This is a genomic window from Flavobacterium cryophilum (assembly GCF_048286555.1).
In the GTDB taxonomy this organism is placed as follows: Bacteria; Bacteroidota; Bacteroidia; order Flavobacteriales; family Flavobacteriaceae; genus Flavobacterium.
This window is the reverse complement of the sequence record NZ_JBLVPZ010000004.1, coordinates 111,428-126,434: the sequence shown is the minus strand read 5'-3', so window position 1 is coordinate 126,434 and position 15,007 is coordinate 111,428. Positions and strand designations below refer to the sequence as shown.

Below are 15,007 nucleotides of genomic sequence, written 5' to 3'. Positions count from 1 at the left end.
ATTATTTTATACATTTTGATTATCTAATCTTTTCAAATTTTAATCTTTTCCCCTTTACATCCGTTTGGACAATTCCTTTTTCATATACTACATTTCCATTTACAAAAGTTGAATTGATGCTGCTTTTAAAAACCTGTCCTACAAAAGGAGACCACTTGCATTTATATAAAAGAGAGCTTGTGGTTACTTCCTGTTTTTTATTTAAATCGACTAAAACTAAATCGGCAAAATAGCCCTCTCGTGTAAAGCCTCGTTCTTTAATTCTATAGATTTCGGCTACGTTATGGCTCATTTTTTCTACAATTTTCTCCAAAGGAATTTCACCGCGATGAAATAATTCTAACATTGCCAAAAGCGCGTGCTGCACTAAAGGTCCGCCCGAATGTGCCTGAAAATAATTTCCTGATTTTTCCGCAATAGTATGGGGAGCGTGATCCGTAGCAATAATATCTATTCTATTGTTTAGCAATGCTTGCATTAAACCTTTCCGATCCTGATGTGTTTTAATGGAGGGATTCCATTTAATCTTGGAACCCAATTTATGGTAATCGACATCCGAAAACCAAAGATGATGGATACAAGCCTCGGCGGTGATTCGCTTTTCGCGTATTGGCGTCTTATTATCAAATAATTTAGCTTCCGCCAAAGTTGAAATATGAAACAGATGCAAACGATTATCGTGTTTTTCAGCAATAGACAGCACTCTTTTGGTCGCTTTTACACAAGCGAGTTCATCGCGGATCAAGGAATGGCAAAAAAAAGGAATGTCGGCCCCATATTGAAGCTTGAACTTCTGCGTATTTGCTTTTATAATAGCGTCATCTTCACTGTGCAAGGCGATAAGCGTATTCGTTCTTGAAAAAAGCTGCTCTAAAAAATCTGGATAATTTGCCAAAATACCCTCGTCATTGTTAAAATAGAGTCCATCATCCGTGATCCCACATACATTCTCAGTATCAGTTTTTAAAGCTTCTTCTAAGTTATGCTTAGAAATTCCCATAAAAAACGAATAATTAGCAATTGATTTCTCAGCCGCCATCGTGTATTTTTCTTCTAATAACTCTTGAGTCAGCGTATTGGGAATCGTGTTGGGCATATCCATAAAGGAGGTGATTCCTCCCGCCACAGCGGCGACTGACTCTGAAAAAATAGTGCCTTTATGAGTAAGTCCAGGATCTCTGAAATGAACTTGATCATCAATCACGCCGGGCAACAGATAAAGTCCAGTTGCGTCAATTTCAATTACTTTTTTAGCTGGGTTTACGACAATCGATGGAGCTATTTTTTCAATTCTTTCTGCTGATATCAACACGTCTAAAACACGTATTTCCCCCTCATTGACCACTTCCGCATTTCTTATGATGGTATCCATATTCTATTTTTTAGTGGCTCTTTTTAAACGATCGTTTATTGTTTTGCCTAAGCCAACATCTGGAAATCTTTCCGCTATAATGCAGTCGAGATGGCACTTATCCAATCTATGCAAAGCAGCGTACAATTGCGAAGCTGCTTCTGCTAAATTTCCTGTGGAAGATAAAATTTCCTGTTGTACAATTCTTGGATCATCAATCCCTTTTTGGAATACTAAAACTCCTATTTTTTGATCCGGAAACGTTTTCAACTTCTCCGTCACATCAACTGTCAAAAAAGTGGTCGTTAAAGGGGCATAATGTTTAGAAAACATGCCTGGTGCCGCTGGAGCAATATCATCATGGGTAATCATTTTTATCGGCCCAACAATTGATTCAACATCCTCTATTGCCAAAGAACCTAAGCGGTATACAACAGGCTCTCCGTTTTCAAATCCTATGATAGTCGATTCTATTCCCTTTTGACAAGCTCCCCCATCCAATACCATTGGCAACACCTCTTCAAAATAGCCGGCGACATGTGCTGCCGTGGTTGGACTAATAGAGCCAAAAGGATTAGCACTTGGAGCCGCTAAAGGATAAGCTAACTGATTCAGCAGCGCTAATGTCAATGGATGATTTGGAACTCTGACTGCTACCGTATCTTTGCCACCAGTAACTAAATCCGGAATGGCAATTTGCTTTTTTAAAACTAAAGTCAAAGGTCCCGGCCAGAAAGCTTTCGCTAACATAAAGGCTTTTTCAGGAATGTCTCTCGCTATTTCAGAAAGAGAAGCTGCCGATTTTATGTGAACAATTAACGGATTAAAAAACGGCCGTTTTTTAATCGCAAATATACGCTCTACCGCCTTAGAACTGCAGATGTTGGCGGCCAAACCATAAACTGTTTCGGTAGGAATACCGATGATTTGGTCGTTATTTAAAAGCGCTACGGCATTGTAAATTGAATTACATATTGATTTCATAATTTAAGGATTACAGGCATCACAATATCCGGGTTCTTCGGTTATTTTTTGATGAGGATGCATTTTTTGGGAACTAAAAGTGCACTTCTGGCAGGTGTATATGAAACTTAGTGTAGAACGAGTAGGTGCTGAACAGCAGGAACAAGGCAAGCCCGGCTTTACATCTGTAACACTAAAACCAGGTCTTTTACAACTTGGACAGGCTGTTTTTATTGTTTCCAATAATTTCTGTGTCGCTTTTTCAATCACGTTCATTCGGGTGGGGTTATACAGCGCACGCATATCCGTTTCCGCATATACACTACCATAAACGCTCATTAGGTGTTGAAAAGAATCCTCTAATTGCCTCCCTGTGGTAATCCCTTTAATTATTGCAGTACGGTCATCCGCCTTCGTTCTCAAAATTATGGCATGGCTAGGAAATTGAATCCTATTGGCAAAATTCAAGAGCATATCTTTACTATGGATGTTTTCGCCATAAAAATTAGTCTCCAAACTAAGTTCTCTGGCAATGATTTCTAAATCGTTTTTTTTATCGATAAAAATTAAAAACTCATCATCGGCCTGCGCAAAAAAAATAGAAGGATGCGAACCAAAAGAGCCTTCGCTGGCTATTCCCAAATCGCAATCAAATTCTTCCATTGCCGCCAAACATTTAGCTCTTACGGTTTCCAATGCGCTAGCCGCTCGTTCCACTTCTCCCGTAAAAGTTCCAAAAATATCCGAATCATAATTTTGAGGTACAAAACAGTGAACGCCCAAACCTTTTTCAAGAATTGGCACAATCACGATCTCTTTATGATGCTTTGTTGCAATAAGCAACTTTCTATTTTTAAACATCCAATTCTGCCTTTACTTTGGTCGTTAAAACAATTTGAATAACACTGTCAATTCTTAATTCCATACCTTTTGACGAAGCTTCTTCAATCAGTTCTTTGATGTATTCAGAAGAGGCTAAAAGAGTTTCAAGTCTAATTTTTGAGTGTGGATTTTCTTGATTATTTCGAATCTGGTTGCTAAATGTCTCCAAATTATGAAAATTAATTTTACTGTTGATCAAAGAAAAAAGAATTTTCCCTGCCTCTGATGGTGCAAATTCACCTTCTATTAATTTAAATTGATATTCTTTTTTCATGGCTTCTTTTTATAATAGATTTGATTTTTTATTCTTCATGAGCATGTGGCTGCTAAAAAAGATCCCTGTTCCTAAAAAAATTGTACAAAACATGTTTTGATGATCCCGTATTGATAAGAGTATTCCACAGATTAGCCAAACCATTGCCAAGAATAGACGTATTTTTTTGTTCTTATTTTCATTTTTCATAATACCTACTTTATTTTTCACAAAGGTAAAATCGGATATTCATATATTTTTATTTATATTTGTAATGATTTGCATAAAAAATATTTATGAATTACACGCTCCATCAGTTACACGTATTTTTAAAAATTACCCAAAACAACAGCGTCACAAAGGCGGCGATGGAACTGCATCTTTCACAACCAGCGGTATCCATTCAGTTAAAAAATTTTCAAGACCAATTTGATGTCCCCTTAACAGAAGTTATTGGCAGAAAACTATATGTAACTGATTTTGGTAAAGAAATATCTATAGCGGCCGAGAAAATTTTAAATGAAGTACATGCTATTAACTATAAAACAATGGCGTTCAAGGGGCAGCTAGCGGGAAGATTAAAAATTTCCGTAGTCTCAACAGGGAAGTATGTTATTCCTTATTTTTTATCCGATTTTTTAAAACAAAATCAGGGAGTCGAATTAATTTTGGATGTGACCAATAAGACTAAAGTACTGAAAAATCTCGAAAGGAATGAAGTTGATTTTTCCTTGGTTTCCGTTTTACCAGAAACGCTGCAAATTGAAAAAGTGGAGCTTATGCCTAATGCCCTTTTCCTTATTGCTAACATTGATCAAAAAATAGGGAACGGTATTCAAGATAAAAAAATTATCGAAACCTTACCGATGATTTATCGTGAGCAAGGATCAGGAACAAGATATGTAATGGAAAAATTTATAGAAAACAATCAATTGACGGTCCTAAATAAAATGGTTCTCACTACTAATGAAGCGGTAAAACAAGCTGTACTAGCTGGACTTGGATGTTCTATTATGCCCATAATCGGTATAAAAAATGAACTCAATAATGGTGACTTGCAAATCATTGCTGTACACGGCTTACCTATTCGATCCAACTGGAATTTAATCTGGTTAAAAGGCAAGAAATTTTCACCCGTAGCCGCTGCATACTTGAAATTTGTTCAAGAAGAAAAAACCAGAATTATTGAACAAAAATTTAGCTGGATTAAATAGTGCAAGAGGAAAAACTAAGGATCAAACGGTTGCTTTGAACAAACTCCCTATTCCAATACAATTTAAAACTTACAGTAGAAAATGAATCCAAAACAGAGTGTCTTCTTTTTCTGTTGTACCAAATTTCAATGTATTCAAGGATTTCCAGTTTCATTTGTTCATTAGAAATCAGTTTATTTCCATAAATCAATTCAGTTTTCAAGGATTTAAAAAAGCTTTCCGCTACCGCATTGTCGCAACATTTTCTTTGCGACTCATACTGCGGGTTATTTTTTTATAGGAGTCAAGAACTTTTATAAATTTTTTACTCGCATCTTGGACACCTCTATCAATATAAAAAATTAAACCTTCCCGAATATTTCGGTTTTTAACCGCCATTTTCCAAGCTCCAAACGTAGTTTGCTTGGCCTGTTTGCTATCGCTCAAGTTAAATTTGCGAACAAAAAGGTATATCGGTAAGTACCAACAAACCTCTTTTCTATAAATTATTTAATCTAATTACCAAGAAAACGGCAAGTACCAGTTATTAACATTCATTAATTTAGCTCTTGCTGTGGCAGCATGGGAATTTCCTTCCTTGCTAAGTTTATCATAGATTTTATCTGCTAAGAAAGCTGGATCATTTCTACGTCTTGCAATACGCACTAAATCTTCCCAACGGTTTCCTTCGTAAGCCAAATTCAAAGCAGCTTCATCAATGATGTTATTTTCAATTGAAATTAGACTATCCCCAACTACTGCAGCTCTTGTTAAATAGGCACGACCTCTAATACCGCCACCACGATACCAATTAGCTCTATAGTAAGGAAATTCTCCTTGACGCGCATCAAAATCATAAGGAAAACCTTGCTTAGTCTGCATAGCATTTGTCACATCAGCTGTAGCACTATTAAGTCCCCCACGATTATAAGCACTTTTTATACCATAATTTAAAATTGCATCGGCGATTCGATGTTGATTATTTCTATTTGCAGCTTCAGCAAAACGCAAATGCAATTTTTCTGCACGATATAAAAACCAATCTCCTTCGGTCTTAAACTGATCGGCAACAGTTTCATATTTGTAAAGGTATTTCATAATAACAGGATCACCACTTACCATCTTATAAGTAAATTTTGAACCACGTGCATCATAAGGAATACCGTTAATCTGGGTATTACTATTCCAAAGATCGATAGCACGTTGTGATGGCTTAGCCAAATAATTACCCGATGTTTTTGAAAAAATAGAGAGAAAAGGATTTGAAGGTGCAAACCTACTATCAAAAGGCAATGACCAAATCCATTCGGTATTCCATACAGCATCTTTACTTCTTGCAAAAATAGACCTCCAACCTTGTGTATCAGTATTAAGCAAAGTGGTCGCATCAGGACTTCTTGTATAATTAACAAGTAAATCATTATTACCACTACCCGCAAAAGTACTTATACGATACACCTCATAACGCTCAACATCATTTCCGCTAGTAGACGCAGTCTCCAAAACAGTTTTATAATGTGAAGCTGCCGCTAAATAATCGCCTTTCCAAAGTTTTAAATCTCCTAATAAACACTCCTTATTAATAAAAAATTTAGCCGTATTATAACCATCAACCGTTATTACTAAACTACTTCCAGCTTCATATTGCTTTTTATAAGTAAGTCCTTCTGTAAAAGCAACCAGTTTATCCACGAGTTCACTAAGAGGAATTCTTGGATATTTACTTATATTTTTAACATCATCCAACGTTTCAATAGGCTCTGTGATATACGGTACACTTCCAAAGTGTATCCCTAATTGCAAGTAAACCCAAGAACGAATGCATCCCACATCGGCGTAACGCTGCTCGTACTGCGCCTGAGTAAATTTCTTATTAGCAAGCATGATTTCGAAATTTTTTAACGCATCATTACAATTTTGGATTACTTCATAAAATTGCTTAGGACTTATATATGGATTTTCTGCCGTTACATTATGCTCAGACAACTCCTTTAAATAAGGATTTGAATTTCTTGTTGTAGTCATCAAATCCGCGCGCATTTCGTTAAGAATTACGTGCTTTTCTGCGAGAGCCATGAATTTACCGTAAATCCCTATTACGGCAGCATCAGCATCAAATACATCTCGATATACTTGATCTTCCGTGAGCTTATCCTCGGGTTGTACATCCAAATAGTCAGAACAAGAGCCTAGGCTAAGTAGAAGCACCATAACTGATAGTTTGGATATGAGGTTTTTTGTTGTTTTTGTTTTAATAGTTGTTATCATCTGTAAGTTATTTCTGTGGTGTAAATAATTAAAGTCCTAGACGTAGTCCTAGTTGCAATGTTCTGAACTGAGGCGCTAAACCTATATCTGTTCCTTGACCAAATATAGAGGAAGTAGCACTGAATTCAGGATCGTACCCAAGATATTTAGTGAACGTAAACAAGTTATTAGCACTGGCATAAAGCTTGATATATTTAACATGCTTCATGTCGTTTACAGCAAAATCATATTCTAAGACTACCGTTTTAAGTCTTAAATAAGAACCGTCTTCAATCCATCTATTTGAAAATTCAGCATTCCCCATTGGATCTCCCCAAGTTGCTTTTGGAATATTAGTTTGTTGACCTTCTGCTCTCCAACGATTAGCAACAGCAGTACTTTGGTTTTCGTATCCACTCATTTTTTCCAGATTGTAACGCAATCCATTATAAATGTCATTCCCCATCGAGAAATTAAACAATCCCTGAAGACTAAAACGCTGGTAAGTAATATTAGTGGCAAAACTACCCGTTACCTCTGGATTAGGATTCCCAATGACCACACGGTCCTTGTTATCAATTATCTGATCATTATTAGTATCTGTAAATCGCATATCACCAGCTGTAAAAGGAACTAATTCACCATTTGACAAACGCTTATTTAAACCCGCTGTAGTAGCTTCAGCAGTAGTATTATATACTCCGGTACTATTTAAACCATAGAATAAATTAGCATCTTTACCTTCTGATGTCAAATATGTAGCTCCAGCAAATTGAGTAAGTATATCACCATTTGGCAAGCTTTGAATTTCGTTTTTGTAACGACTTAAATTTAAATCAACATCAAAAGTAAAATCAGCAGAATTAATTACACGTACTTTTAATGCCAATTCGGCCCCTAAAGTACGCATTGCCCCACTATTGGAAACAGCATAATCAAATCCACTGGTATTGCTAACAGTTTCATAAATAATCATGTTCTCAGTTGTATTGGAAAACACATCAAATGAAGCATTAATACGCTCACTCATTATACCTAAATCAGCTCCTAAATTGAATTTTTTTACAGTTTCCCACTCTAAGTTTGGATTTCCAATATTTCCTCTAACCAGACCTTGTACACCTAATAAATTTTGAGAGACATAATATTGTTGTGCAGTAAAGTTTCCAATATCATCATTACCGCTATGGCCATAACTAGCTCTAAGCTTTAAATAATCAATAGCCTTTAAATTTTTCATAAAACCTTCAGATGACACTAACCAAGCTCCCGTTATGGAAGTCAACAATGCAAATTTATCAGCGCCATTTGACTTTTCATCTCCAAATCTACTTGATCCATCAACCGCATAACTTGTTGTCAAGAAATATTTATGACGATAGTTGTAATTTGCGCTGCCATAAACATTTAACCAATTCCATTCTCCTAAGGCTCCTCCTACTTGACGTAGCAAGTTTGATCCAGCACTTACACTTTTAAAATCATCCGTAGAAGAATTGTACCCTAAACCTAAATCACTTTCTGATTTATTACTTTGAGTTCTAATTCCAAAACGAACCTCTAAGTTGTGGTCATTATTAAAATTTTTAAAGTAGTTAGCATAAGTATCTGTGTAAAGACTTTTGTAACTTTGAACTTCACTTCCTGAACGATTCGTTCCTATAGCAGTGGGAAGAACAATATTAGCTACTCCATAATCTGGAATAAAAAAGGTTTCTCTTTCTTTATTAAATGTTAATCCTAAGATAGAATTAATATTCCAAGCACTATTTAAAGTATAGTTGAATTTAAAATTACCAAAGAAGCGGTAATTATTGTTCGTTCCAAAACCATTCTTTAAAATCGCATTTGGGTTACTTACATTAAAATAATCTACATCAGCTAAATTTGGCGATACTTCACCAGCGTCATCAATATTATGCTGATTTAAAAATGGTGACTTAGTAAGTGCTAAATAAATAGGACTTGTTTTGTAGGCAAATCCTTGATCCCATTGATTCTGAGTATTATTAATAAAAGACAGATTAGCATCTACAATAAGTTTCTCTGATAATCTTAATGCTGCATTTAAACGTGTGCTGTATCTTGTAGTATTGGTTTGTTGAACAATCCCCTTACTATCAAGATAACCTACAGACAAACCAAACTTTGCTATATCATCTCCTCCACGAACTTTTAAAAAATAATTTTGATTTGTACTTGCCTTAAAAACTTGATCTTGCCAATTCGTATTATTGTGGTATTTATAATACCCTACAGAACCTACATTATCGTTCATATAAGGCAATGCAGCAACTTGCTGTTGCGAAAGACCACGAGAAGCTTCTAATTGAGATAGATGCGTACGGTAACCACCGGCATCTAGCAAAGGCAACTGATCAGGAACTTGATTTATTCCTCCATACATAGTAAAATCAATTTTAGTTGATAATTCAGTAGCACGAGTAGTAGTAATATTAATTACTCCATTAGCTCCTTTGCTTCCATATAGTGAAGAGCCGTCCTTAATAACAGTTACATCCTCTATGTCTTTTACATCTATATTAGTTAGAGGAGAAGAAATATTATTTTGAACAATTCCTGATCCATAATCTTCATCCTCATAGATCATTCCATCTACTATAATTAATGGCTTATTAGTTGCATACAATGAATTAAAACCACGTAGTGATAAATAGGTACCCGCTCCAGAAGTACCAGAGTTCCTAACAGTGTTTAACCCGGCCACTTTTCCTTGAAGGAAACCTCCAATAGACTCATTTACGGGACTAGACCATTGATTTTTTTTGAAATTAACAACGCTAGTTGCACCCGTATTATCAAATTGAATTTTGTCTCCAGAAGGAAGATTAGCGATTTGATAAGCTGGAGCATAATATGGCTCACTAAGGAATATTTCTATCCCTGACTCTTGTCTCTTTAAAGCATATACTTTAGCTTGAAAATCCTCACTACTAATTTTAAGTATTGCTTCTAAATTTGGCACTCTAATTTCAAAGCTACCATCATCATTAGTAATGGCTGCCGAAAATCGTTCGACAGCGATGTTTATTCCTGATAAAGCAACTTTGGTTTTTGCATTTTTGACAACGCCTTTAACTAAAATTCCTTTTACTTTTTTATTTATTGTTGTGATTGCAGTAGCTGTTGAATCCTGAGTCTCTTGTGCGTACAACGGCACATAGAGCTCCCCGACAAAAAACATGCTTACTAAGCAGGTTAGTTTTATAATTTTTAGCATAACTAATTTTTTATAGAATATTATTTAAGGACAGGAACAAATTTCAAATAATCAAGAGTGAGGGAGTTGTTCCCATTTACGGTAGTATTAGCAGCAATCAATGAAATCAATTCGATATTGCGCGCCTTGTCTAGTGTAAATTCGCCAATATATACTTCATCATAAAAATTGGGTTGAACACTTATAGGACCTAAAGTCCCAATAAAATCAGAAACAGTATTATTGGTAATTAAATACTTCCCATAAAAATTTAAACTTTGTTGCACCACATTGGTCTGGAAATCGTTTATTGCTCTCCAATAGACTTTATAAGTAGTACTGTATAAATCTTTCGCATTATAATTCAACATAAACCTTGCCGTGCCGGGGTTTTGTACAATGATATCATTGAATAACACTCCAAATGGATCTTTTTTATCACGATAATAAATCGCACCAAGACCTCCATTAAAGTAACTAATATTCTTTTCTCCTTCAATTTTTGTAGTCACTAAACGTTTTGTTAAAGGAATATCTACTTTTTTCATGATGTAAACGATACCATTACTCAAACGGATAGGCTTTCCAACAATTTGGGCCTTGTCGATAGGAACTTCTATTCCAAATCTTGATGTTAAAGTAGCAGGTAATTCATTTAATTCGTACTTTTTTGGAAAAGCCATATCTCTTAATGTAAAATACCTTGAATAAATTGCTGTTGAATCAGTTGTAGGGACATTTGATGTTTTAATTAAATAAGGTTTCATCTTATCCACTTCAGCATTATAGCCAGCATCTTGCATCAAGAATAACGTATACGAATTTTTCTCGTTATTCAAATTATAAACATTTTTTAAGTACGAATTCGATAATGAATCAGCAAGATAACCTACACCCCTTTCAACCGACAAGGCTTTAGCATCAATATCAGCTTTATAAATACTAAAACCTTTTAAGCTCAATAAGAAATCGCTCGTTGCCGAAACACCAGTTTGAGAAATGATGTATTGCCAAATATTTAATTTTGGAGTCAATGATTTATTAATGATATGAAACACTCCATTAGCCGCATAGTGATCCGCCGTTACAATAGTAGCGTCATCAATCATGGTAGTTCCTTTGAATGTTAAGTATTTATCACTAAACATTTTTATTTGTGTTTGCTCACCACTTCTTACAGAAGAGTAAGCGATTAAAGCTATATGATTGGCCACAAATTGCTTAACAGCTCCAGGATCATTCAATATTGCTCCATCAACCTGAGCCATTGCTTCATTAGTAGGAGCAAAAACGGTATAGGTTTTTGAGGCAGCTAATACTTTATCATAACCCGTTTGGACTAATAACTTTCCAAATTGGGATGTTTCGGCTGTTTTGGTTATTGCCTCGCTAAGATTAAAACCTAGATTGGCATCGTCAATATCCTCACGATCATCCCAAGGATTAGAACAGGAGACTAAGGCTATAGTTAACAAACTAACCAATAGTCTTTTATAATTTAAATTTAATACGATCATTTTTACTTGATTAAGTTTGTACTTGTACACTTTTATACTTTTATACTTTTAATAACCACTATTGCTATTATCGCCTTTTGTGGCATCTTCTCTTTGAACTAAATTACTAGTGCCTGGTACTGGAAAACCTTTTTTAAATTTTGGCCATATCTGATCCATCTCTACTGGACGTAATTCAACCATGTCCAACCTATCGGCATCGGCCCCACCGCACCCTGCACAAGCATCTGTAGTAAATTTAATTGTATGTCTACCCGTTGTTGGTACTTCTACAATACCTACCAGTCTGGAATAAAGCTGATCTGCTTGAACATGTGGATAGATATAACGTTTGTAACCTTGCGACTCTAGCACTCTATCAACTATACCTGTTGTAAGATTACTAGGGTCATTTGGAGATTCTTTCTGATTGAGAATTCTAGACGTTTGTACACCATCAAAAAATACCTTTGTATTACTAGATCCTCTCGAATTTTGACGATAAGAAACCCATATTTTATAACGCCCTTTAATAATTACCGGAGTTTTAAATTCAACATCATTCAAACCTCCTGAACCAGTACGAAAACGAAAAATCCTAAAAAGATCTCCATTAAATGCTCCACCGTACGGATTCCAATCCATAAGATATGTTTTATTTCCTGTCCAGGTAACATCACTAAGTCCTCCATATACAAAACCGAAAGGTACTCCTCCAACTTTTCTATAATTAGCAACATTTGCAGCCATTTCTGGTTGATTACATAAATCAAAATAAACGGGTGATGCAAGACGCTTTTTAATTGAGAAATTTCCATCCACATAATGCAGTACTCCATTAGAAGAAGTCTCGTCACTACTATTTCTTATAATACCAACCCCTTTTTCAAGTATTCCATTAAAAACATCTTCATTTAATAAAATATCTTGTTTAACTAATTTTGAACTAATTACTTCCAACGGAGCCTTTGTTATAAACACTGGGGTTGTTGCAAAATCAGCTAAATAACTTAAACCAGGTATTACACGATATTGTACATACAAATTCAAACTATCTGCAGCTTTCGTAGGATCTCCTAAATGACTGTATCTTAGTTTTAAATTGTCTAAAGTATTTAATTTAATTGTAACATTATTTTTAGGGTTTTTCCATGTAGTATTTTCAAATACGGCATTAGATTGTGTTAAAACTGTAAAAAAACTACCCACTTTATTAGCATCATAAGTAATTGGTTGATTTAGTTTCTCATACCATCCAGTAGCTTTTAAAACTTCAGTAAATAAAGATAGATTTGGATCAGCTTCTATAGTTTGTGCCAAAGTTTTATTGGCAACCCGCAACACTTTATCAATGACATGGATCACGCCGTTCCCTGCTACTACGTTAGAAGCAACAATATTTGATGTTTTATTGATCGTTGTACTAGAAACGCCATTACTATTAGCTGCTCCAGTTATTAAATATTGACCATATAAGGTAGGCGTTGCTATTTTCCCATCAGTAAAATCAGTAGTACTAATTTTTTTATCTAAAATATGCAGTTTAGCTATATTTTGTAAATCTACTAATGGCACTTCCTTTAATGAAGTAGCACCAATATCTGTTAAATATTGCTTTACAGCATCGTTAGTAGGAAGAAATAAGGTATACGTACCATACGTATTCATAAAAGAAGCATAATTCGTTATATCCAGAATTTCTAAAAACATAGAATAATCAGCATTCGCTCTTAAATATTCGGTTATGTTAAGAGTTTCATCAGTACTTTCTTTAATCTTTTCTTGAGTACAGTTCAGAAACAGTATAGTTGTAAAAAATACTAAAGTAAGTCTCAATAGGCTAGGCAATCTTAAAAATCTTTTCATGACTTATTTTTTATTTATAAAATGGATTTTGTACCAGCGCTTTATTAGTATAAAGTTCATACGTATTAATAGGTAAATAGTGACTGTTTGAATCCCTTAATTTTGCAATAATTGATTGTTGTTGATTTGCTGGTGCAGTCGCGACAGCTAAATCAATTAACAACTGTTTACGTTCGTAGTTGTTAGCTCGGGCAACACGCAATACATCATACCACCGTTTTCCTTCAAAAGCCAATTCACGGGCACGTTCCGCTAATATGTAATCAATAATACCGTTAGTATCACTTGAACCAACAACTTGCGCTGTTTGCGGAAGGGCTTTACGGTTAATTCGAATATCAGTAATATTCTTAATTGCAGCCAGCCCATTATCATTCCCTCCTATTCTTGCCTGTGCTTCAGCTTGCATCAACATCACATCAGCATAACGATACACAAACCAATGCGTATCAGAATCTTGCAAGGCTTTTCGATCATCACTATTCAAACCAGTGAATTTATAAATTTCGCCTGTTGCGCCAACTAATGATGCTCTATCCCCACGAATATCTTTTTTATTAACAGGATCATCAAAATCAATTCCAAAAACATTCTCCATCAAAAGTCCATCCGCTTTAAATTCTGGTCTTAGTAGAAACATATTATAAAATGGTCCTCGATTAGATGCGGTGTATTGAAATTCAAAAATACTTTCAGTCGAATTTCCTTTAGCAAATACGGTATTAAACCATGTACTAGCCGAAGCTTCTACCAATTTAAATTTTCCTGAATCGGTCACCTTTTTGGTCGCTGCAAGAGCTGATTGATAATCTTCTGTCCATAAATAAACATCCGCTAACATTGCATTAATAGCGTACGTTGTTATACGCCCTTTGTTTGAAGCAATATCTCCATACTCTTCAACAGCATATTCATCCGCTAATTTCAAATCTTTAATTACTTGAGCAAAAACTTCACTTTGTGGACTAGCCGGAATTTGAAAATTATCTTGATCACTTAAAGTAGCCGTTAATTTTAATGGTACATCTTTAAAAGTACGTGCCAATGTAAAGTACAAATACCCTCTAATTGCCAAGGCTTCGGAAAGAAAATATTTTAATTGCTTATCCGTTAAGGTTGGATCTACTTTTTTAACCGCAGGCGCTAAATCAATTACTGTATTACAATAATTGATCGTTCTGTAAAACGCAGCCCAACTAGTTAAATCATTAGATGCAAGGATATTAGTGTTAATAATATCTCTCTCATCCTCGGTTACAAATATATCTTCAACCACCATACCACCTCTCAATTCCCCATACATAAATAAATATTGGGTCATTGTTAAATCTCTCACTCCTGGAGGAGAGGTTAGCATCGACGAATAGATTCCTATCACGGCAGCTTGTATGTCCTCTTTAGTTTTCCAGAATTCATCACGAACAATTCCGTCCTGAGGGCGTAAATCTAAATAATCATCGCACGAACTTGCCGAAACGAAAAGGATAAAGATTGCTAATATTGTTTTTATTTTAGTTTGCATAAATCAAATATTTT

At 35.1% G+C, this 15,007-nt stretch carries 11 protein-coding genes and 1 pseudogene; 1 reads left to right on the top strand and 11 read right to left on the bottom strand.

The genetic code is table 11. The features are described 5' to 3' along the window. Positions 1 to 19: 19 nt before the first annotated feature. From ACNQGJ_RS08505 to ACNQGJ_RS08490, 4 genes are read right to left on the bottom strand one after another with little or no spacing between them, the layout of a single operon-like run. Complete coding sequence (locus ACNQGJ_RS08505; protein ID WP_417973732.1) at positions 20 to 1,372, bottom strand: dihydroorotase; 1,353 nt, start codon at positions 1,370 to 1,372, stop codon at positions 20 to 22. A 3-nt stretch (positions 1,373 to 1,375) separates the two neighbouring features. Further along, positions 1,376 to 2,335 carry an L-threonylcarbamoyladenylate synthase gene (locus tag ACNQGJ_RS08500; RefSeq protein WP_417973731.1) on the bottom strand — a complete coding sequence of 320 codons (960 nt, stop codon included), beginning with the start codon at positions 2,333 to 2,335 and terminating at the stop codon, positions 1,376 to 1,378. Between the two features lie 3 nt (positions 2,336 to 2,338). Further along, complete coding sequence (locus ACNQGJ_RS08495) at positions 2,339 to 3,175, bottom strand: DUF6671 family protein (protein WP_417973729.1); 837 nt, start codon at positions 3,173 to 3,175, stop codon at positions 2,339 to 2,341. Beyond that, positions 3,168 to 3,470, bottom strand: coding sequence for a hypothetical protein (locus ACNQGJ_RS08490; protein ID WP_417973728.1), 303 nt, complete (start codon positions 3,468 to 3,470; stop codon positions 3,168 to 3,170). The genes ACNQGJ_RS08495 and ACNQGJ_RS08490 overlap by 8 nt, the downstream gene beginning before the upstream one ends. A 275-nt stretch (positions 3,471 to 3,745) precedes the next feature. Between ACNQGJ_RS08490 and ACNQGJ_RS08485 the strand changes: the two genes are divergently transcribed. Next, on the top strand, positions 3,746 to 4,663 hold the full coding sequence (locus ACNQGJ_RS08485) for a LysR family transcriptional regulator (protein ID WP_417973726.1): 918 nt from the start codon (positions 3,746 to 3,748) through the stop codon (positions 4,661 to 4,663). Here the strand turns inward: ACNQGJ_RS08485 and ACNQGJ_RS08480 are convergent. The 7 genes and pseudogenes from ACNQGJ_RS08480 to ACNQGJ_RS08450 all read right to left on the bottom strand — a co-directional run. Further along, positions 4,656 to 4,868: pseudogene (locus tag ACNQGJ_RS08480) on the bottom strand (IS3 family transposase); the annotation flags it as partial. The gene ACNQGJ_RS08485 and the pseudogene ACNQGJ_RS08480 overlap by 8 nt on opposite strands. A gap of 17 nt (positions 4,869 to 4,885) precedes the next feature. After that, complete coding sequence (locus ACNQGJ_RS08475) at positions 4,886 to 5,089, bottom strand: hypothetical protein (protein WP_417973722.1); 204 nt, start codon at positions 5,087 to 5,089, stop codon at positions 4,886 to 4,888. 72 nt (positions 5,090 to 5,161) lie between these two features. Continuing rightward, the gene (locus ACNQGJ_RS08470; protein WP_417973720.1) at positions 5,162 to 6,853 is read right to left on the bottom strand and encodes a RagB/SusD family nutrient uptake outer membrane protein; all 1,692 of its coding nucleotides are present in this window, start codon (positions 6,851 to 6,853) and stop codon (positions 5,162 to 5,164) included. Between the two features lie 85 nt (positions 6,854 to 6,938). Beyond that, entirely contained in the window at positions 6,939 to 10,130 is a 3,192-nt protein-coding gene (locus ACNQGJ_RS08465) for a SusC/RagA family TonB-linked outer membrane protein (protein WP_417973718.1), read from the bottom strand. 20 nt (positions 10,131 to 10,150) lie between these two features. Beyond that, complete coding sequence (locus tag ACNQGJ_RS08460; RefSeq protein ID WP_417973716.1) at positions 10,151 to 11,626, bottom strand: fasciclin domain-containing protein; 1,476 nt, start codon at positions 11,624 to 11,626, stop codon at positions 10,151 to 10,153. Positions 11,627 to 11,674: 48 nt separating this feature from the next. Then, entirely contained in the window at positions 11,675 to 13,471 is a 1,797-nt protein-coding gene (locus ACNQGJ_RS08455; protein ID WP_417973714.1) for a fasciclin domain-containing protein, read from the bottom strand. Positions 13,472 to 13,481: 10 nt separating this feature from the next. Then, the gene (locus ACNQGJ_RS08450; RefSeq protein WP_417973712.1) at positions 13,482 to 14,993 is read right to left on the bottom strand and encodes a RagB/SusD family nutrient uptake outer membrane protein; all 1,512 of its coding nucleotides are present in this window, start codon (positions 14,991 to 14,993) and stop codon (positions 13,482 to 13,484) included. Between the last annotated feature and the right edge of the window lie 14 nt (positions 14,994 to 15,007).

Coding starts and splice junctions, on each gene's coding strand:
- ACNQGJ_RS08505 (WP_417973732.1), bottom strand. CDS start 1,372: ATGGATACCATCATAAGAAATGCGGAAGTGGTCAATGAGGGGGAAATA.
- ACNQGJ_RS08470 (WP_417973720.1), bottom strand. CDS start 6,853: ATGGTGCTTCTACTTAGCCTAGGCTCTTGTTCTGACTATTTGGATGTA.
- ACNQGJ_RS08465 (WP_417973718.1), bottom strand. CDS start 10,130: ATGCTAAAAATTATAAAACTAACCTGCTTAGTAAGCATGTTTTTTGTC.
- ACNQGJ_RS08495 (WP_417973729.1), bottom strand. CDS start 3,175: ATGTTTAAAAATAGAAAGTTGCTTATTGCAACAAAGCATCATAAAGAG.
- ACNQGJ_RS08460 (WP_417973716.1), bottom strand. CDS start 11,626: ATGATCGTATTAAATTTAAATTATAAAAGACTATTGGTTAGTTTGTTA.
- ACNQGJ_RS08500 (WP_417973731.1), bottom strand. CDS start 2,335: ATGAAATCAATATGTAATTCAATTTACAATGCCGTAGCGCTTTTAAAT.
- ACNQGJ_RS08455 (WP_417973714.1), bottom strand. CDS start 13,471: ATGAAAAGATTTTTAAGATTGCCTAGCCTATTGAGACTTACTTTAGTA.
- ACNQGJ_RS08490 (WP_417973728.1), bottom strand. CDS start 3,470: ATGAAAAAAGAATATCAATTTAAATTAATAGAAGGTGAATTTGCACCA.
- ACNQGJ_RS08450 (WP_417973712.1), bottom strand. CDS start 14,993: ATGCAAACTAAAATAAAAACAATATTAGCAATCTTTATCCTTTTCGTT.
- ACNQGJ_RS08485 (WP_417973726.1), top strand. CDS start 3,746: ATGAATTACACGCTCCATCAGTTACACGTATTTTTAAAAATTACCCAA.